Origin of the sequence: Bradyrhizobium guangzhouense (assembly GCF_004114955.1) — a bacterium.
In the GTDB taxonomy this organism is placed as follows: Bacteria; Pseudomonadota; Alphaproteobacteria; order Rhizobiales; family Xanthobacteraceae; genus Bradyrhizobium; species Bradyrhizobium guangzhouense.
This window is the reverse complement of the sequence record NZ_CP030053.1, coordinates 6,888,002-6,910,313: the sequence shown is the minus strand read 5'-3', so window position 1 is coordinate 6,910,313 and position 22,312 is coordinate 6,888,002. Positions and strand designations below refer to the sequence as shown.

Here is a 22,312-nt window from a genome sequence, read left to right as displayed (position 1 = left end):
GGGCCCCATTTCCGGTTTGACAGCCTGCCAAGGGTTTGTTTTGTCTCCGGTTCCAGAGTTCGGGTCGTCGAATGCAGATGCTTTTCAGGTGGGCCAGCAAATGGTGGCCGGGGCTGATTCCCCTGGCCGTCATGTGGGGATTTGCGGCCTGGAATAACACCTTGCCGGTCGAGGCCGACCTGTCGGCCCGCAGCTCGGCCGCGCTCAAGGATACGGTCCTGGACAAGACCCGGATCGCGGTGGACGGCCGTGACGTGCGCCTCGCGGCGGACGCCTTCTCCGAGGAGGGACGCCGCGACGCCGTGACGACGGTCGAGATGGTCCCCGGCGTTCGGCTGGTCGACGACCAGACCCGCCTTGTTCCCGAAGCAAAGCCCTTCGTCTGGAACGCCGAGCGTGACGTGGTGCGGGTGACGCTGTCGGGCTCCGCACCCCTGCCGTCGATGAAGGCGCGCCTCACCGAGGCCGCGCGAAAAGAGGTCAACGGGGGCGAGGTCGCTGATCAGATGGGTCTCGCCCGCGGCGCGCCGGCGCGCTTCGAGGCGGCGGCGATGCTGCTGCTCGACCAAATCGGCAAGTTGAAGGACGGCAAGATCACGATCTCCGACACCAAGGTCAATCTGTCGGGCATGGCGCGCGACCTCGGCGGCCGCGAGGCGATCGCCGCCGCGCTGAAGAACCTGCCGGAGGGCTTTTCGATCGCCGCCAACGAGATCAAGGCGCCGCCTTACATCTTCCAGGCCTACAAGGATCCGGTCGCCGCCACGGTGACGCTGACCGGCTACGTGCCCGACAACAGCGTGCACGCCGCGATCGCAAACAGCGCGTCGCGAAAATTCTTCACCGAGAAGGTGGTCGACAATCTCAAGGCCAGCATCGGTGCGCCTGCTTCGTTCAACACCGCGGTCGTTGCAGCACTCGGCGCGCTGTCACGACTGTCGACCGGTACGCTCGTGGTCTCGGATCGCGAGGTGAAGCTGTCGGGCGACGCGCTGTACGAAGGCGCGGCCAGCGACATCCGCGCCGGCCTCGGCAAGGATTTTCCAAAGACCTGGCAGTACAAGCCCGAAATCACCGTGAAGCCCGCGGCAGGGCCGGTCGACGGCACTGTCTGCCAGCAATTGTTCTCGGAGCTGCTGGCCAAGGGCAAGATCCGGTTCGAGTCCAAGCGCGCCGACATTGATCCCGACTCCGCAGGCGTTCTCGATCACCTGATCGAGACCGCCTTGCGCTGCCCCACCACCAATATCGAGGTCGCCGGCCATACCGATGCCGACGGCGAGGATTCCTTCAACCAGGCGCTCTCCGAAAAGCGCGCGCAGGCGGTGATCGACTATCTGGTCAAGGCCGGCCTGCCGGCGGACCGTTTCACCGCGGTCGGCTATGGCAGCACGCAGCCTGTTGCCGGCAACGACACCGACGACGGCAAGGCGCAGAACCGCCGCATCGAATTTCTGGTGAGATGATCATGCCCTATCTCGTCTCGTTTCATATGGGCTGGCTGATCGGCTCGGTGCTGCTGGGCTTCTGCATAGGCTGGATCTCGGTGGTCCAGCGCGGCAACGGCACCTCGAAGGTGACGGCGCGCTGGCTCGCCGTGCTCGTCGCCGGCCTGGTCGCGGCCTCTTTCGCGCATGTGGTGCCGGGCCGCTTCGGCTATTGGCTCGACCTCGGCCTCGTGATGTTCGCCTGCTATCTCGTCGGCTGCACCATCGGCGCATGGCTACGCTATTGGGTGGTCTCGCGCAGCCAGCCCGCAGCCTGAAACGCTGCCGGTCTGTCGTCGGCCGGATTGCCGGCATCGAGGCATTGCGCCTTCAGCTTGCAGCCTGATGAGGACGCTACCTCCAGGCAACATGCCCGGCGCGGCTGCCTTGGCGGGCGGCTGCGTTGACATCTGTGATATCGCAGTGCAACCGGCGATCGGGAGCGAAGGCGTCGGCCACATCATCGTGCGCCCGCAGCCGGTCGACGCAGTAGGCCCCTCTTTCAACAGGCGGACCCGATCCATAGATTGATTTCGACTTAAGGCGTGACGGAACATTGTCCGGTCGAAATCATCAAAACTTCACGGCGGCTGCGCAGGATTGCCATGGAGATTCGCGTCAGCCTTGCCGCCGAAAGTGCCAAACCGTGCATCACGAGCTCGCAAGCCTGCCTAAAATATTGAAGGCACGTGATTTTGTTCACATTGGCGAATTCCACTCCGCCCCAAAACGCGCTAGTGGAGGGACGGGGGGCATGCGCGAGACCGGAGCCGACGGCGAGGGTTCGTCGAGTGCCACTGCGTCGTTCGCCTGTTCGCCGGCCACCCTGGCCGCTGAAGCGTTGTTCGAGGTCTAGATGCTGGAAGCCATACGCAGGGCGATGACGTTGCTGCGCCAGAAGCAAATCCTGCATAAGCTTGGAGTTGTGATCAGCGTCGCGGTCATCGGCATCGCTTGCTATGTGCTCTACCACATGCTGCGCGGCATCGACACGAACGAGGTGATCGAGGCGATCAAGAGCACCGAGCCGCGCCAGATTGCGATGGCCGCGCTGTTCGTCGCCGCGGGCTATTTCACCCTGACCTTCTACGATCTGTTTGCCGTGCGCGCGATCGGCCATTCCCACGTGCCCTATCGCATCAACGCGCTCGCAGCCTTCACCAGCTATTCGATCGGACACAATGTCGGCGCCAGTGTCTTCACCGGCGGCGCCGTGCGCTATCGCATCTATTCGGCCTACGGCCTCAACGCGATCGACGTCGCGAAAATATGCTTCCTGGCCGGCCTCACTTTCTGGCTCGGCAATGCCGCCGTGCTCGGCCTCGGCATCTCCTATCATCCGGAGGCGGCCGCCGCGATCGACCAACTGCCGCCCTGGTTGAACCGCACCATCGCGATGATGATCATCGTGGCGCTGGTCGCTTACGTGGTCTGGGTCTGGACCCAGCCGCGGGTGGTCGGGCGCGGGCCCTGGACCGTGGTGCTGCCGGGCGGTCCGCTGACGCTGCTGCAGATCGCCATCGGCATCATCGATCTCGGCTTCTGTGCGCTTGCCATGTACGTGCTGGTGCCCGACGAGCCCAATCTCGGCTTCGTCGTGGTCGCGGTCATCTTCGTCTCGGCGACGCTGCTCGGCTTCGCCAGCCATTCGCCCGGGGGCTTAGGGGTCTTCGACGCCGCCATGCTGGTCGGCCTCTGGCAGATGGACCGTGAGGAACTGCTCGGCGGCATGCTGCTGTTCCGGGTCCTCTATTATCTGTCCCCTTTCGTCATCTCTGTAATCTTGCTGACGTTTCGGGAGGTTATCATCGGCGCCCGATCGAAACGTCTGCAGCAGGCGGCGCTCAAGCTCGACCCAGGTCCACCGCCTGAAGCCGCTTATGTGAGAAAGCGCAGCGACGGCGGCGGCGCCTGACCGGTGCAAAGCGAACATAGGAGAAGCCCGGCCCGATGGCGATCGACGCTCCCTCGTCTCCCACGGTGCAGTCCTGGTCCGACCGGCTGCGGCACTCGACCATCATCCTGATCGCTGCGGCTCTGGCGCTGTCGGTCGTGGTTTCGCTCGGCGAGTTGTCGGTGGTGCGGGGGGTGACGGTGTTCCTCTGCATCGCCGCCGCGGCGCTGATCCCATGGCGGCTGCATGATACCGCCGCCTCGCGCGAGGACGTGAGGCGCGTCAATCCGGTTGAAGGCGCCGCGGTGGCCGCGGTCGTCGCCGGCATGCCGGATCCCGCGGTGCTGCTCGACCGCGCCGGCCGGGTCATCCATCTCAATGCGGCCGCCGCCCAGCTCGCGCCGGCGCTGCGCAAGAACGAGCTCGCCCAGTTCGCGCTGCGCTCGCCGGAGATCATCACGGCGCTGCGCGAGTCCATTGCCACCACCGAGCAGCGGCGCGCGACCTATCTCGACCATGTTCCGGTCGACCGCTGGATGGAGCTGATCATCACACCCGTGCCGGTGCCGACCAATTTTGGCGGCGCCGACAAGTGCATGCTGATGACCTTCCACGACCAGACGCCGCTGCGCCGGGTCGAGGAGATGCGCGCCGACTTCGTCGCCAATGCCAGCCACGAATTGCGCACGCCGCTGGCCGCGCTGTCAGGCTTCATCGACACGCTCCAGGGCCAGGCCAAGGACGATCCCAAGGCACGCGAGCGCTTCCTCGGCATCATGCACAACCAGGCGACGCGCATGGCGCGCCTGATCGACGACCTCCTGTCGCTGTCACGGGTGGAGCTGTCGGCGCATGTGCGGCCCGACACTCTGGTCGACCTCTTGCCGATCATCTTCCAGGTCGCCGACGGGCTGGAGCCGCTGGCGCGGGAGCGGCAGGTCGAGGTCGAGACCCATTTGCCCGATGGCCCGGTCATGATCGCCGGCGACCGTGAGGAACTGCTCCGCCTGTTCGAGAACCTGATCGAGAACGCGCTCAAATACGGCGCCTCCGGCGGACGAGTCATCGTGTCGCTGATGCTGCCTGCCGCGGCCGACCCAACTCAGGAAGTCCGGGTCATGGTGCGGGATTTCGGCCCGGGCATCGCGCCCGAGCACCTGCCGCGCCTGACCGAGCGGTTCTACCGGGTCGACGTCGGCGATAGTCGCTCGCAGGGGGGGACGGGGCTCGGATTATCGCTGGTGAAACATATTCTTAACCGTCACCGCGGCCGTCTTTTGATCGAAAGCGTGCCCAAGCAGGGTGCAACTTTCACCGCCTGTTTCCCCCAGGCTAAGACTTTAGTTTAAGCAATAAAGCGAAGCGATTTCAATTGCTTATCGCTGTCATCCGACTGTCACGAAACCTTCGTAAAAGCTCAGCCGACCGCTCCTAAAGGGGCGGCGCGGGGAGCGCGATCGGGCGCTGATGGCGCTTCGCTCCCCTGTATGGAGACCAGCATGAATTTCCTCAAGACCATCGTCGCTGCCGGCTTGGTCGCCGCAACGACGACGACGACGGCGTTCGCCGCCGACATCACCGGTGCCGGCTCGACCTTCATCTTCCCCGTCCTCTCCAAGTGGGCCGACGCCTACAAGAAGGAATCGGGCAACGGTGTTAACTACCAGTCGATCGGTTCCGGCGCCGGCATCAAGCAGATCCAGGCCAAGACGGTGACCTTCGGCGCGACCGATGCTCCGTTGAAGGCGGATCAGCTCCTGAAGGACGGCTTCGCCCAGTGGCCGATGGTCATGGGTGGTATCGTCCCGGTCGTGAACGTTGAAGGCGTGAAGGCCGGCGAGCTCGTCCTCGACGGCGCCACCCTCGCCGACATTTTCATCGGCAAGATCACCAAGTGGGACGACGCTGCGATCAAGAAGCTGAACCCGAATGCCAAGCTGCCTTCGGATGCGATCTCGGTCGTTCACCGCGCGGACGGTTCGGGCACCACCTTCAACTTCACCAACTATCTCTCCAAGACCAGCGCCGACTGGAAGAGCAAGGTCGGTGAAGGCACTGCCGTCGAGTGGCCGGTTGGCGTCGGCGCCAAGGGCAACGAAGGCGTTGCCGGCAATATCGCCCAGACCAAGAATTCGATCGGCTATGTCGAATACGCCTATGCCAAGCAGAACAAGCTGACCTACACCAAGATGGTCAACAAAGCCGGCAAGACCGTCGACGCGACCAACGAGGCGTTCCAGGCTGCCGCGTCCAACGCCGACTGGACCAGCGCTCCGGGCTACTACCTGATCCTCACCGACCAGCCCGGCGACAAGTCCTGGCCGATCGTCGCCACGACCTTCGTGCTGATGCACAAGGACGCCACCGACAAGGCCGCGTCGCAGGAAGCGCTGAAGTTCTTCAAGTTCGCCTTTGAAAAGGGTGCGAAGTCTGCCGAAGAGCTCGACTACATCCCGATGCCCGACAACGTCGTAAAGCTGATCGAGAAGACCTGGTCGGCTGACATCAAGAGCTAATCTCTCTGCTCTCGGGACACGATGCGGCCTGCAACGGCCGCATCGTGGACCGCACGACCTTTCGGCCCCGGATCAGCCTCGCGCTCTATCCGGGGCACGACATCAACCAAAAAAGTATATTCTTGCTACAGGGGATCGGCGTGGCAGATATGGCTGTCGAGAGCGATGTGATTGATGCCGCCGGTCCGTATGATCGCGCCAAGGCTTTGAGCGCGTTCAAGCTCGGCGATGTCACCTTCTACTGGATCACGCGTCTCAGCGCGATTTCGGTTCTTCTCATTCTCGGCGGCATCATCGTTTCGCTGATCATCGGCGCCGTCCCGGCGATGAAGGAATACGGCTTCGCGTTCCTGTGGACGCAGCGCTGGGCCCCGTCGGCGGATCCGCCCGTGCTCGGCGCGCTCGGACCGATGTACGGCACGCTCGTCACCTCCTTCATCGCGATGCTGATCGCCATTCCCGTGGGTCTCGGCATTGCGATCTTCCTCACCGAGCTGTGCCCGCAATGGCTGCGCCGCCCGATCGGCATGGCCATCGAGTTGCTCGCGGGCATTCCTTCCATCATCTACGGCATGTGGGGCTTCTTCGTGCTGGGGCCGTTCCTGGCCAACACCTTCCAGCCCTTCATGATCAAGATCTTCGAGGGCATCCCCGTGCTCGGCGCGATCTTCGCGGGGCCCCCGTCCTATCTCAGCCTGTTCAACGCCGCGCTGATCCTTGCGATCATGGTGCTGCCCTTCATCACCTCGATCTCGGTCGACGTGTTCAAGACGGTGCCGCCGGTGCTGAAAGAGGCCGCCTACGGCGTCGGCTGTACCACCTGGGAAGTCGTACGCAGCGTGGTCATCCCCTATACCCGCGTCGGCATCATCGGCGGTGTCATGCTGGCGCTGGGCCGCGCGCTCGGCGAGACCATGGCGGTGACCTTCATCATCGGCAATTCGTTCCGCATCTCGTCCTCGATCTTCGCGCCGGGTACCACCATCTCGGCGGCGATCGCATCCGAATTCGCCGAGAGCGACGGCCTGCACCAGTCCGGCCTGATCCTGCTCGGCCTGCTGCTGTTCGTGCTGACGTTCTTCGTGCTCGCCGGCGCCCGGCTGATGCTGCTGCGCCTGGAAAAGAAGGCGGGGAAGTAACATGAACCCGATTTACGCACGCCGCCGCCGCAAGGACATCGTCATCCGCGGGCTCTGCATCGGCGCCGCCGCCTTCGGCGTCACCTGGCTCGCGCTGATCCTGATGACGCTGCTCTATAACGGGGTGGCCGGCCTCAGCCTCGACCTGTTCGCCGCTGACACGCCGCCGCCGGGCTCGACCGAAGGCGGCCTGCGCAATGCCATCATCGGCTCGCTGATCATGACCGTGATCGGCGTCGGCATCGGCGCGCCGCTCGGCCTGTTCGCCGGCACCTATCTGGCCGAGTACGGCCGCAACGACAGGCTGACCTCGGTGATCCGCTTCATCAACGACATCCTGCTGTCGGCGCCCTCGATCATCATCGGCCTGTTCATCTACGGCGCGGTGGTGGTGCCGATGCGCGGCTTCTCGGCGATCGCAGGTTCGCTCGCGCTCGCCGTGATCGTGATCCCCGTGGTGCTGCGCACGACCGAGGACATGCTGTCGCTGGTGCCCAACGCGCTTCGCGAGGCAGCCTCGGCGCTCGGCCTGCCGCGTTCGCTGGTGATCAAACGGATCGCCTATCGTGCCGCCCGTTCCGGCCTCATCACCGGCGTGCTGCTCGCCACCGCCCGCGTCGCCGGCGAAACCGCGCCGCTGCTCTTCACCGCGCTGTCGAACCAGTTCTTCAGCCTCAGCCTGAACAAGACGATGGCGAACCTGCCCGTGACCATCAACAACTTCGTCCAGAGCCCCTACGCCTATTGGAAGCAGCTTGCCTGGAGCGGCGCGCTGCTGATTACCCTGACCGTGCTAGCCCTGAACATTGGCGCGCGCATTCTCGGCGCCGAGAGGACCGCAAAATGAGTGATCTTTCCGTGTCGATGAGCGCGTCCGGTGGGCTTCCGCATGCCCAGCAGCCGCTGCCGGAAGCCCCGGCCAAGGTGACGGTGCGCAGCCTCAACTTCTATTATGGCGAGCACCACGCCCTGAAGAACATCAATCTGGCGCTCGGCACCAACCGCGTCACGGCTTTCATCGGCCCGTCGGGTTGCGGCAAGTCGACCCTGCTGCGCATCTTCAACCGGATGTACGACCTCTATCCCGGCCAGCGCGTCACCGGTCAGCTGATGCTCGACCAGACCAACATCCTCGACCCCAAGCTGGACCTCAATCTGCTGCGCGCCCGCGTCGGCATGGTGTTCCAGAAGCCGACGCCGTTCCCGATGACGATCTACGAGAACATTGCCTTCGGCATCCGCCTCTATGAGAAGATCTCGAAGTCCGAGATGGACGACCGCGTGGAGAAGGCGCTGCGCGGCGGCGCGCTGTGGAACGAGGTCAAGGACAAGCTCAACGCGTCCGGCCTGTCGCTCTCCGGCGGCCAGCAGCAGCGTCTCTGCATCGCCCGCACCGTCGCGGTGCGGCCCGAGGTGATCCTGTTCGACGAGCCCTGCTCGGCGCTGGACCCGATCTCGACCGCCAAGGTCGAAGAGCTGATCCAGGAGCTGTCGGAGAACTATACGATCGCGATCGTCACCCACAACATGCAGCAGGCGGCGCGCGTTTCCGACAAGACCGCCTTCATGTATCTCGGTGAGCTGATCGAGTTCGACGACACCAGCAAGATCTTCACGTCGCCGTCCGACCGGCGCACGCAGGATTACATTACCGGCCGGTTCGGCTGAGGAGACGGACATGGGTTCTGAACATACCGCAAAGGCTTTCGATACCGACCTCCAGGAACTGACACGGTCGGTTGCGGAAATGGGCGGCCTCGCCGAGCGCATGATCGTCGATTCCGTCGACGCACTGATCCGTCGCGACGTCGCGCTCGGCCAGCGCGTCGTCAACACCGACGCCGAGATCGACGCGCTTCAGAAGAGGATCGAGGAGCACGCCGTGCTCACCATCGCCCGCCGCCAGCCGATGGCGGTGGACCTGCGCGAAATCGTCGGCGCGATGCGCGTCGCGACCGATCTCGAGCGGATCGGCGATCTCGCCAAGAACATGGGCAAGCGCGTCGCGGCGCTGGAGACCGATTTCCATCCGCTCAAGCTGTTCCGCGGCCTCGAACACATGACCGACCTCGTGCAGCAGCAGGTCAAGTCGGTGCTCGACGCCTATGCCGCGCACGATCTGCCGGCGGCGATGGCGGTGTGGAAGGGCGACGAGGAAGTCGACGCCATCTGCACCTCGCTGTTCCGCGAGCTCCTCACCTACATGATGGAGGATCCGCGCAACATCTCGTTCTGCATCCATCTGATGTTTTGCGCCAAGAACATCGAGCGGATCGGCGACCACGCCACCAACATCGCCGAGACCGTGTTCTACATGATCGAAGGCCAGGCCATCACCGACAAGCGGCCGAAAGGCGACATGACGACCTTCGCCACGACGATCCCCAATACCTGAATCCTCAAGGAGCGACGACCCCATGGGCGCACGCATTATGGTGGTTGAGGACGAGGAAGCTCTCACCGAGCTGCTTCGTTACAACCTCGAAGGCGACGGCTATGACGTCGAGACGGTGATGCGCGGCGACGACGCCGATACCCGCCTCAAGGAGCACATCCCCGATCTGATCGTGCTCGACTGGATGCTGCCCGGCCTGTCCGGTATCGAGCTGTGCCGGCGGCTGCGCGCGCGCTCCGACACCAAGCAGCTGCCGATCATCATGCTCACCGCGCGTGGCGAGGAGAGCGAGCGTGTCAGGGGCCTCGCAACCGGCGCCGACGACTACATCGTCAAGCCGTTCTCGGTGCCCGAGCTGCTGGCGCGGGTGAAGGGCCTGCTGCGGCGCGCCAGCCCCGAGCGGCTCGCGACCGTGCTGGCTTTCGGCGACATCGAGCTCGATCGCGAGAAGCGCCGCGTGGCGCGCTCGGGCCGGCCGATCGATCTCGGCCCGACCGAATATCGCCTGCTGGAGTTCTTCCTGGAGCATCCCGGCCGGGTGTTCTCGCGCGAGCAGCTGCTCGACAGCGTCTGGGGTCGCGACATCTATATCGACGAGCGCACCGTCGACGTGCATATCGGCCGCCTGCGCAAGCTGCTCAATCTCGGCCGCGAGCAGGACCCGATCCGCACCGTCCGCGGCGCCGGCTACGCCCTCGACGATCGCTTCGCGAAGGCCGAGCAGACGTCAAGCTAGCTACGCGCAGGAAAAACAAAAAAGCGCGCCTTGGGGCGCGCTTTTTTTTGTCTCGATCATCCCGGACGATGTCGTCTCGAGCTGTGCTCAGCGCGTGCCGGGCTTCGCCGGAGCGCGACGGCGATCGGCGGCCGGCTGATACGCCACCCGCGAGTGCTGGGCGCAGTAGGGCAGGCCGGACAGCGCCTTGCCGCCACAGAAGAAGAAATCCGGGCTCGAGGGATCGCCGACCGGCCAGTGGCAGGTGGCCTCGTTCAATTCGAGCAGCGACAGCCGCTGGCTCATCGGCACCACGTTGTCGTAAGTGACCGGTTCGGCCTCGACCTCGACCTCGAAGGCCTGCGCCAGCGCGGTGTTGCCGCGCGCGATGGGGCGGCTCACCCGCATCATGTGCTGCGCAGGACGTGCCTTGCGCGGTCGGGGAGCTGCTGATGAGGGGCTCTTGGCGCGGCCGGACAGGCCGAGCCTGTGCACCTTGCCGATCACGGCGTTGCGGGTCACGTTACCGAGCTCAGCGGCGATCTGGCTCGCCGAAAGTCCGGCCTCCCAGAGCTTTTTCAGCTGCTCGACACGATCATCCGACCAGGTCAAAACCGTCATTGCACCCTTTCCTTCGCCGGCGCCTGCCATCTATGGGGCCTCACGACGAATGCCTAAGCCTCGAAAAACCCGTGCCGCCAGAATCCCTTAAGGCTCGCCGGGCGCACCAAATGCGCCCGGGCGTTTACGCCGGTACATGAGGACTTTTGGGATCAGAACCGCTGCACGAGATGTCGTATCTGACAAGCCAAACGCTACAATATGGCGTGACTCACGCGCAAGAGTCCGCCGACTCGCTTCCACATGTTCCGTGGCGAAAATCCCGCAAAATCGCCACCGCAAGACTACGGATTCAGCATTTCGCGGGGCTTTCCGGGCGGCATTGACACCCGTATTGCCAAGCATAAGATGGTTGCGCGTGCCGCCCTTAAAAGGCGGCACGTTTCGTTTTCCGGTCCAAATGACGCGCTGCGCAAGGCGCGTTCAGGCCGTCCGAAACACCCTGAGTGACCACCAAAGAGACCGTCATGACCAACAGCGCAACGCCGCATTTGCTCCCCGTTTTCGCCAGGGCCGACATCGGTTTTGAGCGCGGTGAAGGCGTCTGGTTGATCGCAACCAATGGCGATCGCTATCTCGATTTCACCTCGGGCGTGGCGGTGAATGCGCTCGGCCATGCCCATCCGGCGCTGGTCAAGGCGCTGCAGGAGCAGGCCACGAAGCTCTGGCACATGTCGAACCTGTTCCAGAGCCCGGATGGCGAGAAGCTCGCTGCGCGTCTCTGCAACGAGAGCTTTGCCGACTTCGTGTTCTTCTGCAATTCCGGCGCCGAAGCGCTGGAGGGTGTGATCAAGCTGGTCCGCCATCATCACTTCTCCAAGGGCCATCCGGAACGCTACCGCATCATCACCTTCGAAGGCGCCTTCCACGGCCGCACGCTGGCGACGCTGGCCGCGACCGGTTCGGCAAAATACCTCGAAGGTTACGGTCCGCCGATGGAGGGCTTCGACCAGATCCCGCATGGCGACATCGAAGCCGTGAAGAAGGCAATCGGTCCTCACACCGCCGGCATCCTGATCGAGCCGATCCAGGGCGAGGGCGGCGTACGTCCGGCGACATCGGCCTTCCTCAAGGCGTTGCGCCAGCTCTGCGACGAAAAGGGCCTGCTGCTCGCCTTCGACGAGGTGCAGACCGGCATGGGCCGCACCGGCGATCTCTTTGCCTATCGACGCACCGGCGTCACACCAGACGTGATGTCGCTGGCGAAGGCGCTCGGCGGCGGCTTCCCGATCGGCGCGATCCTGGCGACGGCGGATGCGGCCGCCGGCATGGGCCCCGGCTCGCACGGCTCGACCTTCGGCGGCAATCCGCTGGCGATCGCGGCCGCGAACGCCGTGCTCGACGTCATGCTCAAGCCCGGCTTCTTCGATCACGTGCAGAAGATGTCGCTGCTGCTCAAGCAGAAGCTCGCCTCCGTGATCGACCGTCACCCCGATATCGTCAGCGAAATCCGCGGCGAGGGGCTCTTGATCGGCATCAAGGCCGTGGTGCCGTCAGGTGATCTGGTCGCAGCCTTGCGCAACGAGAAGCTGCTCACCGTCGGCGCCGGCGACAATGTCGTGCGCTTCCTGCCGCCCTTGATCGTCACCGAGGCCGAGATCGAGGACAGCGTCATCAGGCTCGAACGCGCCTGCACGGCGCTGTCAGGCAACAAGCGGGCGGCAAGCTGATGAGCAAGGGTCCCAAGCATTTCCTTGATATCAACGAGCTGCCGCTGTCGGAGCTCAAGAGCATGCTGGCGGCCTCCTCCGCCATGAAGGCGAAGCAGAAGGCGCATCAGCCGGTCAGGCCGCTCGAAGGCAAGACGCTGGCGATGATCTTCGAGCGCCCGTCGACCCGCACGCGCGTCTCGTTCGACGTCGCCATGCGCCAGCTCGGCGGTGAGCCCATCATGCTCACCGGCGCCGAGATGCAGCTCGGTCGCGGCGAGACCATTGCCGACACCGCGCGCGTGCTGTCGCGCTATGTCGATGCCATCATGATCCGCATCCTCAACCACGAGGCGCTACTCGAGCTCGCGGCGTATGCAACCGTACCCGTCATCAACGGCCTGACGCGTCGCTCGCATCCGTGCCAGGTGATGGCCGACCTCATGACCTATGAGGAGCATCGCGGCCCGATCGAGGGGCGAACCGTGGCCTGGACCGGCGACGACAACAACGTGCTGGCGTCCTGGGCTCATGCCGCCGAACGCTTCAAGTTCAAGCTCAATGTCGCAACGCCGCCGGAGCTTGCCCCGAAGAAGGTGATGCGCGACTGGATCAAGGCGACCAATGCGCCGATCGTGCTCGGCACCGATCCCGAGGCCGCGGTGAAGGGCGCCGATTGCGTCGTCACCGACACCTGGGTGTCGATGGGCGACAAGGAAGGCGAGCACCGTCACAACGTGCTCAAGCCCTATCAGGTCAATGCCAAGCTGATGTCGCTGGCAAAGCCCGATGCGCTGTTCATGCACTGCTTGCCCGCCCATCGCGGCGAGGAGGTCACCGACGAGGTGATCGACGGTCCGCAATCGGTCGTGTTCGACGAGGCCGAGAACCGCCTGCACGCACAAAAGGGCATTCTGGCCTGGTGCTTCGACGCGGTGAAGTAAGGCGCGCATGGTGTTAATCGTCGTCCTGGCGAAAGCCAGGACCCATTACCACCGACCGTAGTTTGGCGAAGATTGGTCATTGCCGTCTCGCGCCACAACTCCACCTTGAGGTTATGGGTCCTGGCTTTCGCCAGGACGACATCGAGTTTGCGGTACAGTTTGCGTAATCAAAGCCGCGTCTGAGCGCGTTGCCCGCGCCCCCTTCCATTTCCGCCCTCCGACCCCAGATAAAGCGCCATGGTTTCCCAATCCCCTGACATGAAAGCCGGGCCTGAAGGCCCGGTTCGCGCGCCTTCAGCGGTTCCCGTCGATGACGCCGTGCTGCCTTATGAGGTCGACGCGCTCGACGTGCGCGGTCGGCTGGTGCGCCTTGGCCCGGCGCTCGACGACATCCTGACCAAGCACGATTATCCCGCGCCCGTCGGCAAGCTGCTCGGCGAGGCCATCGTGCTGACGACGCTGCTCGGCTCGGCGCTGAAATTCGAGGGCCGCTTCATCCTGCAGGCCCAGACGGACGGGCCGGTGTCGTTCCTGGTGGTGGACTATCAGGCGCCGGATCGCCTGCGCGCCTATGCACGCTTCGATGCCGCGCGTCTCGGTGATGCCAAGGATTCCGGCACCTTGCTCGGCCGCGGCCACCTCGCCATGACCATCGACCAGGGGCCGGACATGAGCCGCTACCAGGGCCTGGTCGCGCTCGACGGCGGCAGCCTGGAAGACGCCGCCCACGAATATTTCCTGCGCTCCGAGCAGATCCCGACGCGCGTGCGTCTCGCGGTCGGCGAGGAGTGGCGATCGAGCGACGGCGGCAAGCATCGCTGGCGCGCCGGCGGCATGCTGATGCAGTTCTTGCCGAAGGCGCCGGAGCGCGCGCGCCAGGCCGACCTGCACCCCGGCGATGCGCCCGAGGGCCTCGAGGTTCACAGCGTCGCCGAGGACGATGCCTGGGTCGAGGCGCGCTCGCTGATCGAGACGGTCGAGGACGTCGAGCTGATCGATCCCGATCTCTCCGGCGAACGGCTGCTCTACCGCCTCTTCCACGAGCGCGGCGTGCGCGTGTTCAATCCGCTGGTCCTGAAAGCGCAATGCTCCTGCTCGCGCAACGCGGTTGCGTCCATGCTGAAGAGCTTTTCGCCCGACGATCGCTCCGCCATGGTCAAGGACGACAAGGTCGTCGTGACCTGCGAGTTCTGTAGCTCGGTGTACGAGTTCACGCCGGAAGAGGCGGGCGTGGAAGACGCGTAACGCGCTCACCCTCCGTCATTGCGAGCCACATACTCGGCGTCATCGCCCGACTTGATCGGGCGATCCAGTACTCCGAGACGGCAGCGATGAATCGAGAGGCCGCGGCGTACTGGATGCCCCAGTCAAGCCGGGGCATGACAGTTGTGGGTGCCGCCCGCCCCTAATTCAAAACCCGCTTGTTGTCAGGGCTGTCCAGCGAGAAGGTCGGCACGTCGATCTCGAAGCGCTCCCCGCTCTCGCTGACCATCAGGTAGCGGCCGGTCATGAAGCCGGAGGCGGTCGAAAGCGGCACGCCGGAGGTATATTCGAAGCGCTCGCCGGGGGCGAGGGTCGGCTGTTCGCCGATCACGCCCTCGCCCTTGACCTCCTGCTGCCGTCCGGTGGCATCGGTGATGATCCAGTGCCGTGTCTTGAGCTGTACGGTCTCGTCGCCGGAATTGGTGATGACGATGGTATAGGACCAGAAATAGCGGGACCGCTCGGCAGAGGACTCCGCCGGAACAAAGTTCGGCTCGACGGTCACTTCGATCTGACGGGTCACGGCGCGGTACATGGTTGCCATCATAACGAAAACCCAGCCAGGAACCAAACGCCGCAGGTGGCCCAGGCGACATCGTCCCGCCCGAATTCACGGAGAAGTAGGCACCAATTGTGATCCGGCCGCTTTGCGAGGCGGCGATCGGACCGGTACACTCCTGAAACGTCGCGATTTGCGGAAGGGTTTCTGGGCCCCCATGACCATTGCCGATCAAGTGACGGGATCGACGATCGCGGGAACCGCTGGCGCCATGCCGGCGGAGGCCAAGCCTGTCGACGCAAAGCCCCGCGTCGCCGCGCCGGCCATTACGCTGCCTGCCATTGGCGAGCGCGAGCTCAGGCTCGATCTGTTCCGGGGCCTCGCGCTGTGGCTGATCTTCATCGACCATCTGCCGCCCAATCTGCTGACCTGGTTCACGATCCGCAATTACGGCTTCAGCGACGCCACCGAGATCTTCATCTTCATTTCGGGCTACACCGCAGCCTTCGTCTACGGCCGCGCGATGCTGGAGAACGGTTTCGTCATCGCCACCGCGCGGGTGCTGCGGCGGGTCTGGCAGATCTACGTCGCCCACGTTTTCCTGTTCACGATCTTCCTCGCCGAAATCTCCTACGTCGCGACCAGCTTCGAGAACCCGCTCTACACCGAAGAGATGGGCATCATGGATTTTCTCAAGCAGCCCGACGTCACCATCGTGCAGGCGCTGCTGTTGCGCTTCCGTCCCGTCAACATGGACGTGCTGCCGCTTTATATCGTCTTGATGCTCGCGCTGCCGCTGATCCTGTGGTCGATGAAGTGGCGGCCCGATGTCACGCTCGCGTTCTCGGCCCTGCTTTACGCCGCGACCTGGGAGTTCGACCTCTACTTCTCCGCCTATCCCAACGGCTTCTGGGCGTTCAATCCCTTTGCCTGGCAGTTGCTGTTCGTGTTCGGCGCATGGTGCGCGCTCGGAGGTGCGCGACGCATGTCGCGCATCCTGGCGTCGCCCGTGACGATGTGGATCTCGATCGCCTATCTCGTCGCGGCGTTCTACGTGACGCTGACCTGGTACGTCCCGCAGCTTTCGCACTTCATGCCGAAGCTGATCGAGCAGTGGATGTATCCGATCGACAAGACCGACCTCGACGTGCTGCGCTTCACGCATTTCCTGGCGCTGGCCGCGCTCACCGTGCGTTTTCTGCCGCGGGAATGGCCGGGCCTGAAATCGCCGTGGTTGCGGCCGCTGATCGTGTGCGGCCAGCACTCGCTGGAGATATTCTGTCTCGGTGTCTTCCTGGCCTTTGCCGGCCATTTCATCCTGGCCGAGGTCGCGAGCGGCCCGGCCATGCATGCGCTGATTAGTCTCTCGGGGATTCTGATCATGTGGGCGATGGCCTGGCTGATTTCATGGTACAAGCGCGTAGCTGACAAGAGCGGTGCGAAAATCAAAAACGCCGTCGGCAACGCCGATCTGGCGGGAGGGGGCTGATGAAGGCGAAGGTTCTCCTGAGCCTGATCCTGCTGTGCGGGTACCTCACCGCGCCTTCGGCGCGCGCGGAGGATGCTGCGCCTGCCGCGCCCGCGATCCCCGCAGCCTGCGAATTGCCGCCTTATCTGCTCGCCACCGAGAGCCAGCTCCAGAAGGTCGCCGAAGCCGTCAAGGCGGGCAAGCCGCTCGAGATCCTGGTGATCGGAAGCCGGTCGACGACGATCCCATCGTCCGAGAGCAGCTCCTATCCGGCGCGGATGGAGGCGATCTTGAAAGAGAAGCTGCCCCCTGCGGAGGTCGTGCACGTATCCGTAGAAATACAGAGCAAGAAGACGGCGGAGGAAGCTGCCGGAACCTTCGTTAGGCTGATGGAAGCAAAAACACCTACTTTGGTCATCTGGCAGACCGGGACGGTGGATGCTATCCGATCCATCGATCCCGACGATTTTCGCGGCGCTGTGACCGATGGAGTCGCTGCACTGCAAAATGCGGGGGCTGACGTCGTCTTGATGAATTTGCAGTACAGCCCGCGTACCGAATCCATGATCTCGGCGCCGCCCTATCTCGACAATATGCGGGTGGTGGCGCAGGAGCATGATATCCCGCTGTTCGACCGTTTCGCGATCATGCGGCAGTGGAATGATCAGGGTCAGTTCGACCTGTTCAGCCCCTCGCGCGGCCCTGAGCTGGCGAAGCAGGTCCATGATTGCCTTGGCCGGGCGTTGGCGCAGTTTGTGATCGACGCCGCCCATCTGGAGCAGGCCCAGCAGCAGAATTGAGGTCTAGCGTTAATGAGTTCTTTCCGCCCTTTTGGCCTGTCGACATGGTTGGCCGCGCCCGCAGCAGCCGTGCTGCTGATGCTGACGCCTGTGGTGCAGGCCCCTGCTCGAGCTCAGGCCGCCGAGGCGACATCAGCTCCGCAGCAAGCTGCTAACCCCGCGCCCGCATCGCCGTCGCAGACGACGGTTGCTGCGACGACCCAGCCGCCCGGCGAGCAGCGCGGCCTCACTTCGCGCGCCATCGACAAGGTGAAGCAGGTCGCGAAATCCGCCGGCGATATTTTCAGCCGCGTGCCGTGCTTGCCGCCGAAAGGCAGCGCGAAGACGATGGGCTCGCTGCCGCATGTCGCGGGTAAGCTCGTCGCGGGCAAGCCCGTCGTGATCGTCGCGTTCGGCTCGTCGTCGACGGCGGGCTATGGCGCGAGCTCGCCCGATTTCAACTATCCCAACCGTCTCGCCGCGCAGCTGCGCCGGCAATATCCGACCGCTGACATCACCGTCATCAATGCCGGCGTCGGCGGCGAAGACGCGCCCGAGATGATGAAGCGCCTCCAGAAGGAGGTGATCGACGTGCATCCGGATCTCGTGATCTGGCAGGTCGGCACCAACGCCGTGCTGCGCAATCTCGATCCCGGCGACACCGCCAGGATGGTCGAGGACGGCATCGCCCGGATCCAGGCGGCGGGCGATGCCGACGTCGTGCTGGTCGACCCGCAATATTCGCCCAGGGTCACCGAGCGTCCCGAAAGCGCAGGCAAGATGGTGAAGCTGCTCGGCAAGGTCGCCGAGCTTCGTCACGTCGGCATCTTCCCGCGCTTCGAGGTGATGCGCGACTGGCACGAGAAGCAGGCGCTTCCGGTCGAGAGTTTCGTGATCGCCGATGGGCTGCACATGAACGATTGGGGCTATGCCTGCTTCGCCCAGCTGCTCGGCGACGACATCATCCACTCGGTCGGCCAGATCAAGCTCGGGGTGAATGTGCCTGCGGACGTGCGGACGTACCGGCCGATGTAAGTGGCTGTGCCGTATCTTCGTAGGGTGGGTTACGCCAGCCGACTGAGCTTTGCGCAGCCTGCTGGCTAAACCACCCTACCAAGCAATCACGCCTTCTCGAGCGCCGCCGTCAGATCCTCGATCAGATCATCCGCATGCTCGAGGCCGGCCGAGAAGCGGATGAATCCCTCGCTGATGCCGAGCGCCGCGCGATCCTCCGGCTTCAGCCGCTGATGCGTCGTGGTCGCCGGATGCGTGACGAGGCTCTTGGCATCGCCGAGATTGTTCGAGATCTTTGCAAGCTTCAGTTCGTTGAGGACGCGGAACGCAGCCGCCTTCCCGCCCTTGACCTCGAAGCCGACCAGCGTCGAGCCGCCGCGCATCTGCTTCTTCACCAGTGCCGCCTGCGGATGGTCCTCGCGGCCGGGATAGACCAGCCGCGAGATTTTCGGATGGCTCGCCAGCACGTCGGCGATGCGCGCTGCCGTGTCGGTCTGCGCGCGCACGCGCACACCCAACGTCTCCAGACCCTTGAGCAGGACCCAGGCGTTGAACGGCGAGATCGACGGGCCGGTCTGGCGCATGAAATTGTGGATGTGCTCGGCGATGAAAGCTTCCGAGGACAGGATGATGCCGCCGAGGCAGCGGCCCTGGCCGTCAATGTGCTTGGTCGCGGAGTAGACGACGACGTCGGCCCCGAGCGCAAGCGGGCTCTGCCAGATCGGCGTCGCGAACACGTTGTCGACCACCAGCCGCGCACCGCCCTTGTGCGCGATCTCGGCAATCGAGGGAATGTCGAGCACGTCGAGCGTCGGATTGGTCGGGCTCTCCAGGAAGAAGGTCTTGGTGTTCGGCTTCACCGCGCGCTGCCATTGGTCCAGATTGGCACCGTCGACCAGCGTGGTCTCGATGCCGTAGCGCGGAAGCAGATCCTGGATGACGTAGAGACACGAGCCGAACAGCGCACGCGACGCCACGACATGGTCGCCGGCCTTGAGCGGCGCGAGGATCGCCGTCGTCACCGCGGCCATGCCCGTCGCCGCCGAGCGTGCCGCTTCTGCGCCTTCGAGCTCGATCATGCGGCGCTCGAACATCGCGATCGTCGGGTTCGAGTAGCGCGAATAGATGAAGCCCGGGTCCTCGCCCTTGAACCGCGCCTCGCACTCCTCGGCGCTGTTGTAGACGTAGCCCTGGGTCAGGAACAGCGCTTCCGACGTCTCGCCATATTGCGAGCGCAGGGTGCCGGAATGGACCAGGCGGGTTTCGGGGCGGTAAGAGGCAGGCGACTTCGACATAGGACCCTCCGAGATGACCGTCTCGTCGAAAACGGTCACAAAAAAACCGGCCTGGATATCTCCACGGGCCGGGATCACAGAGGTCCCCGGCCTGTTTAGCGACTTATTTAACGTGGCTGCAAGCCGGCCGGCTCAAATCACCACGGGATAAGTGATGCTCATATTCCGCAATGCCCTTTCCGTCAAGGCGTCCATCGGATAGCCGTAAAAGGCTCGTATTTTCCGCAAGTCCGGATGTACTTGACCCCTGATGAGGACCCCCGGTTGACGTTCACGGTTGCCGCCGACGCCAATGGTATCCTGCCCGACCGCATGATCGCGGCGATGGCGGAAGCGGGCCTCATCCTGCCCGCCTATGATTTCGTCGAAAGCCAGATCCAGCCGGCGAGTCTCGACCTGCGCCTCGGCGATATCGCCTATCGTGTGCGTGCGAGCTTCCTGCCCGGCCCCGGCGCCACCGTCGCCGAGCGCATCGACCAGTTGAAGCTGCACGAGTTCAGCCTTGCCGACGGTGCGGTGCTGGAGACCAACTGCGTCTACATCGTGCCGCTGCTGGAGAGCCTGGCGCTGCCGCCGGAGATCGTCGCGGCGGCCAATCCGAAAAGCTCGACAGGCCGGCTCGACGTCTTCACCCGCGTCATCGCCGACGGCACGCGTCGTTTCGACATGATCGGCGCCGGCTATCACGGTCCGCTCTATGCCGAAATCAGCCCGAAGACGTTTCCCGTGCTGGTGCGCGAAGGCTCGCGCCTGTCGCAGGTGCGCTTCCGCACGGGCGATGCCATCCTCAATGCCGACGCGCTCGAAAGCTTGCATGCCGTTGAGCGTCTCGTCGACATTGACGATGCCGATCTCACCGGCGGCGTCGCCGTCTCGGTCGATCTCTCCGGCGAGAAGGGCAGTGGCTTCGTCGGCTACCGCGCCAAGCGCCACACCGGCGTCGTCGATGTCGATCGCCGTTCCGGCTATGCGGTGGAAGATTTCTGGGAGCCGATCTCGGCCCGTCCCGACGGCAGCCTGATCCTCGATCCCGGCGAGTTCTACATTCTCGCCTCCAAGGAAGCCGTGCAGGTCCCACCGGATTACGCCGCGGAGATGGTGCCGTTCGATCCCTTGGTCGGCGAATTCCGCGTGCACTATGCCGGCTTCTTCGATCCCGGCTTCGGCTATGCCGGTGCGGGCGGGCAAGGCGCGCGCGCCGTGCTGGAAGTGCGTTCGCGCGAAGTGCCGTTCATCCTGGAGCACGGCCAGATCGTCGGCCGCCTCGTCTACGAGAAGATGCTGGCGCGCCCCGACGCGATGTACGGCCAGCGTATCGGCTCCAATTACCAGGCGCAGGGCCTCAAGCTCAGCAAGCATTTTCGGGTGTAGCGCCGGCCGCAGCGCAAATTCGGGCATGGTTTGTCCGCCCGGCGCGTAGATTGGCGACGCATCAGGTCATGCTGCCCGGAATGAAACAGCGGACGCGCGGATGGCCATCCATGTAGAGCTTCCATACCATCGTCCGCCCGGCGAGATTGGGTTGTTTGATGACAGCGCCGTCCGGCACGAGCACCCATTCGTCGTCGATACGAACGCTGTATTGCCCGTGATCGGACTTCCAGTTCGGTTCGGATACCACGTAGGCGTCAGAGTCCTCACAACACTTCCCGAATTCGCTCTGCAGACTCTCGAACCAGGGCTTAAGCGGGGAGTTCGCATAGCGGCCGTCGTCTCGCGCAAGCGTTGCAGTAGTGAACAACAAGTGCAGCAGGCAGACCGAGATTGATGTCCGATTCATCGTTCTCATTGCCGCCTCGGTCAATCCGGAAAATTAGCTTCGGCAAGTGCCGCTGGCGCGCCAGGCGCCGGGCGTACAAAGACAAAACGGGAAGTCACCGGTATTTCCGCGTCGTAGCGACCATCTTGGCCAATGAGAATGAGGCCAGCTCCCCCATTGGCCACGGTCAGGACGATTTCTTCACCCGTCCATGTCCGGATCGGCTTCATGCCGACGATGAGAAACTCGCCAACGGGCTGGTCGAGATATTGAAGTCGGAGCTGCAGTGCGATTTCGGGCGGCGCGAGCCCGAAGCCCAACTGCTGCGCAAAATCGTGGATTTGCCGCAACGACACCGTCTCGTTCTTGAAGCCCATGTCGGCCGCCGACACTGTCACAAGCTCCATCACCCTACGAGTGTCGCTGACGGTGAAGGCCGGCGTGGCAAGAGCCGCGGCGGCCGTGTCGCCGATGCCGCAACCGATCGCACTCAGTGCGCCAGAAAGCGCAAACGCATCTGGGAATGTCCCGATGATGATCGCTCTCCATCCAGCAACATCCGAAGCGGACACGACCGGACCCTGCAGTCTCGGGACCGCGGGCGTCGCCTTGAGCGACAACTGCCTCTGCAACACATCCCGCGCGGAGCATTGCGCGCCGGCGTCGCTCGTGGAAGCGAGGATGAACGCGGCGCAGAGCAAGAGCGTCGCCAGCGAAACCAGGCCTCTCATGATGACCTCCCTCGTGACGCGAGATCGGCAGGCAGCGCATGCTGCTCGGCCTCGCACGAGGATGCCCGGAGGTCATCGGAAGCGCTTTACAGGCAGCTTCCATTCTTCTTACAGTTGCCTTATGGCGTAACGCCCTTCACGGTG

General features: G+C 64.1%; 22 protein-coding genes and 1 riboswitch. Of the genes, 17 read left to right on the top strand and 5 right to left on the bottom strand.

The genetic code is table 11. The features are described from left to right. The first annotated feature begins 71 nt into the window (after nucleotides 1–71). The 10 genes from XH91_RS32935 to phoB all read left to right on the top strand — a co-directional run bounded on the left by XH91_RS32935 (nucleotide 72) and on the right by phoB (nucleotide 10,167). The gene (locus XH91_RS32935) at nucleotides 72–1,466 is read left to right on the top strand and encodes an OmpA family protein (protein ID WP_128954468.1); all 1,395 of its coding nucleotides are present in this window, start codon (nucleotides 72–74) and stop codon (nucleotides 1,464–1,466) included. Nucleotides 1,467–1,468: 2 nt separating this feature from the next. Next, complete coding sequence (locus XH91_RS32930; RefSeq protein ID WP_164933545.1) at nucleotides 1,469–1,765, top strand: hypothetical protein; 297 nt, start codon at nucleotides 1,469–1,471, stop codon at nucleotides 1,763–1,765. Between the two features lie 578 nt (nucleotides 1,766–2,343). Next, nucleotides 2,344–3,402 (top strand): putative bifunctional lysylphosphatidylglycerol flippase/synthetase, encoded by a 1,059-nt coding sequence (locus XH91_RS32925; RefSeq protein WP_128954466.1) that lies wholly within the window; start codon nucleotides 2,344–2,346, stop codon nucleotides 3,400–3,402. 35 nt (nucleotides 3,403–3,437) lie between these two features. Then, the gene (locus tag XH91_RS32920) at nucleotides 3,438–4,730 is read left to right on the top strand and encodes an ATP-binding protein (RefSeq protein WP_128954465.1); all 1,293 of its coding nucleotides are present in this window, start codon (nucleotides 3,438–3,440) and stop codon (nucleotides 4,728–4,730) included. 150 nt (nucleotides 4,731–4,880) lie between these two features. Next, a complete protein-coding gene (pstS, locus tag XH91_RS32915) occupies nucleotides 4,881–5,897 on the top strand; it encodes a phosphate ABC transporter substrate-binding protein PstS (protein ID WP_128954464.1) in 1,017 nt (338 codons plus the stop codon). Nucleotides 5,898–6,046: 149 nt separating this feature from the next. After that, entirely contained in the window at nucleotides 6,047–7,036 is a 990-nt protein-coding gene (gene pstC / locus XH91_RS32910; RefSeq protein ID WP_164933575.1) for a phosphate ABC transporter permease subunit PstC, read from the top strand. Between the two features lies 1 nt (nucleotide 7,037). Then, nucleotides 7,038–7,883 carry a phosphate ABC transporter permease PstA gene (gene pstA / locus XH91_RS32905; protein WP_128954462.1) on the top strand — a complete coding sequence of 282 codons (846 nt, stop codon included), beginning with the start codon at nucleotides 7,038–7,040 and terminating at the stop codon, nucleotides 7,881–7,883. Further along, nucleotides 7,880–8,704, top strand: a complete 825-nt coding sequence (gene pstB / locus XH91_RS32900; protein WP_128954461.1) for a phosphate ABC transporter ATP-binding protein PstB — start codon at nucleotides 7,880–7,882, stop codon at nucleotides 8,702–8,704. Before pstA ends, pstB begins: the two co-directional genes overlap by 4 nt. Before the next feature lie 10 nt (nucleotides 8,705–8,714). Then, a complete protein-coding gene (gene phoU / locus XH91_RS32895; RefSeq protein ID WP_128954460.1) occupies nucleotides 8,715–9,431 on the top strand; it encodes a phosphate signaling complex protein PhoU in 717 nt (238 codons plus the stop codon). Between the two features lie 22 nt (nucleotides 9,432–9,453). Beyond that, nucleotides 9,454–10,167, top strand: coding sequence for a phosphate regulon transcriptional regulator PhoB (gene phoB, locus XH91_RS32890; RefSeq protein WP_128954459.1), 714 nt, complete (start codon nucleotides 9,454–9,456; stop codon nucleotides 10,165–10,167). An 87-nt stretch (nucleotides 10,168–10,254) separates the two neighbouring features. Here phoB and XH91_RS32885 read toward each other — a convergent pair whose 3' ends face one another. After that, entirely contained in the window at nucleotides 10,255–10,767 is a 513-nt protein-coding gene (locus tag XH91_RS32885) for a GcrA family cell cycle regulator (RefSeq protein WP_018644522.1), read from the bottom strand. A 467-nt stretch (nucleotides 10,768–11,234) separates the two neighbouring features. Between XH91_RS32885 and XH91_RS32880 the strand changes: the two genes are divergently transcribed. The 3 genes from XH91_RS32880 (at nucleotide 11,235) to XH91_RS32870 (ending at nucleotide 14,605) form a co-directional block, all read left to right on the top strand. Then, the gene (locus tag XH91_RS32880) at nucleotides 11,235–12,437 is read left to right on the top strand and encodes an aspartate aminotransferase family protein (RefSeq protein WP_128954458.1); all 1,203 of its coding nucleotides are present in this window, start codon (nucleotides 11,235–11,237) and stop codon (nucleotides 12,435–12,437) included. Beyond that, nucleotides 12,437–13,360 (top strand): ornithine carbamoyltransferase, encoded by a 924-nt coding sequence (argF, locus tag XH91_RS32875; protein WP_128954457.1) that lies wholly within the window; start codon nucleotides 12,437–12,439, stop codon nucleotides 13,358–13,360. The genes XH91_RS32880 and argF overlap by 1 nt, the downstream gene beginning before the upstream one ends. Before the next feature lie 237 nt (nucleotides 13,361–13,597). After that, nucleotides 13,598–14,605 carry an Hsp33 family molecular chaperone gene (locus XH91_RS32870; RefSeq protein WP_128954456.1) on the top strand — a complete coding sequence of 336 codons (1,008 nt, stop codon included), beginning with the start codon at nucleotides 13,598–13,600 and terminating at the stop codon, nucleotides 14,603–14,605. Between the two features lie 160 nt (nucleotides 14,606–14,765). Here the strand turns inward: XH91_RS32870 and apaG are convergent, their stop codons facing one another. After that, nucleotides 14,766–15,158 carry a Co2+/Mg2+ efflux protein ApaG gene (gene apaG / locus XH91_RS32860; protein WP_164933544.1) on the bottom strand — a complete coding sequence of 131 codons (393 nt, stop codon included), beginning with the start codon at nucleotides 15,156–15,158 and terminating at the stop codon, nucleotides 14,766–14,768. A gap of 181 nt (nucleotides 15,159–15,339) precedes the next feature. Here apaG and XH91_RS32855 point away from each other — a divergent pair, with 181 nt between their 5' ends. Genes XH91_RS32855 through XH91_RS32845 form a run of 3 tightly spaced genes read left to right on the top strand, consistent with a single transcriptional unit; the run spans nucleotide 15,340 to nucleotide 18,404 of the window. After that, nucleotides 15,340–16,611 (top strand): OpgC domain-containing protein, encoded by a 1,272-nt coding sequence (locus tag XH91_RS32855; protein WP_128954454.1) that lies wholly within the window; start codon nucleotides 15,340–15,342, stop codon nucleotides 16,609–16,611. Further along, nucleotides 16,611–17,390: an SGNH/GDSL hydrolase family protein gene (locus XH91_RS32850; RefSeq protein ID WP_128954453.1), complete on the top strand. Its 780-nt coding sequence runs from the start codon at nucleotides 16,611–16,613 to the stop codon at nucleotides 17,388–17,390. The genes XH91_RS32855 and XH91_RS32850 overlap by 1 nt, the downstream gene beginning before the upstream one ends. A gap of 12 nt (nucleotides 17,391–17,402) precedes the next feature. After that, on the top strand, nucleotides 17,403–18,404 hold the full coding sequence (locus XH91_RS32845; protein WP_128954452.1) for an SGNH/GDSL hydrolase family protein: 1,002 nt from the start codon (nucleotides 17,403–17,405) through the stop codon (nucleotides 18,402–18,404). Between the two features lie 86 nt (nucleotides 18,405–18,490). Here XH91_RS32845 and XH91_RS32840 read toward each other — a convergent pair whose 3' ends face one another. Further along, entirely contained in the window at nucleotides 18,491–19,678 is a 1,188-nt protein-coding gene (locus tag XH91_RS32840; protein ID WP_164933543.1) for an O-succinylhomoserine sulfhydrylase, read from the bottom strand. A gap of 74 nt (nucleotides 19,679–19,752) precedes the next feature. After that, nucleotides 19,753–19,832: riboswitch (SAM riboswitch) on the bottom strand. An 80-nt stretch (nucleotides 19,833–19,912) separates the two neighbouring features. On the opposite strand from XH91_RS32840, the gene XH91_RS32835 reads away from it, so the two are divergent. Further along, nucleotides 19,913–21,049: a 2'-deoxycytidine 5'-triphosphate deaminase gene (locus XH91_RS32835; protein WP_128954451.1), complete on the top strand. Its 1,137-nt coding sequence runs from the start codon at nucleotides 19,913–19,915 to the stop codon at nucleotides 21,047–21,049. A gap of 61 nt (nucleotides 21,050–21,110) precedes the next feature. Here XH91_RS32835 and XH91_RS32830 read toward each other — a convergent pair whose 3' ends face one another. Both XH91_RS32830 and XH91_RS32825 read right to left on the bottom strand, forming a co-directional pair. Beyond that, nucleotides 21,111–21,467: a hypothetical protein gene (locus tag XH91_RS32830; protein WP_128954450.1), complete on the bottom strand. Its 357-nt coding sequence runs from the start codon at nucleotides 21,465–21,467 to the stop codon at nucleotides 21,111–21,113. An 11-nt stretch (nucleotides 21,468–21,478) separates the two neighbouring features. Further along, nucleotides 21,479–22,168 (bottom strand): hypothetical protein, encoded by a 690-nt coding sequence (locus XH91_RS32825; RefSeq protein WP_128954449.1) that lies wholly within the window; start codon nucleotides 22,166–22,168, stop codon nucleotides 21,479–21,481. Nucleotides 22,169–22,312 lie beyond the last annotated feature (144 nt).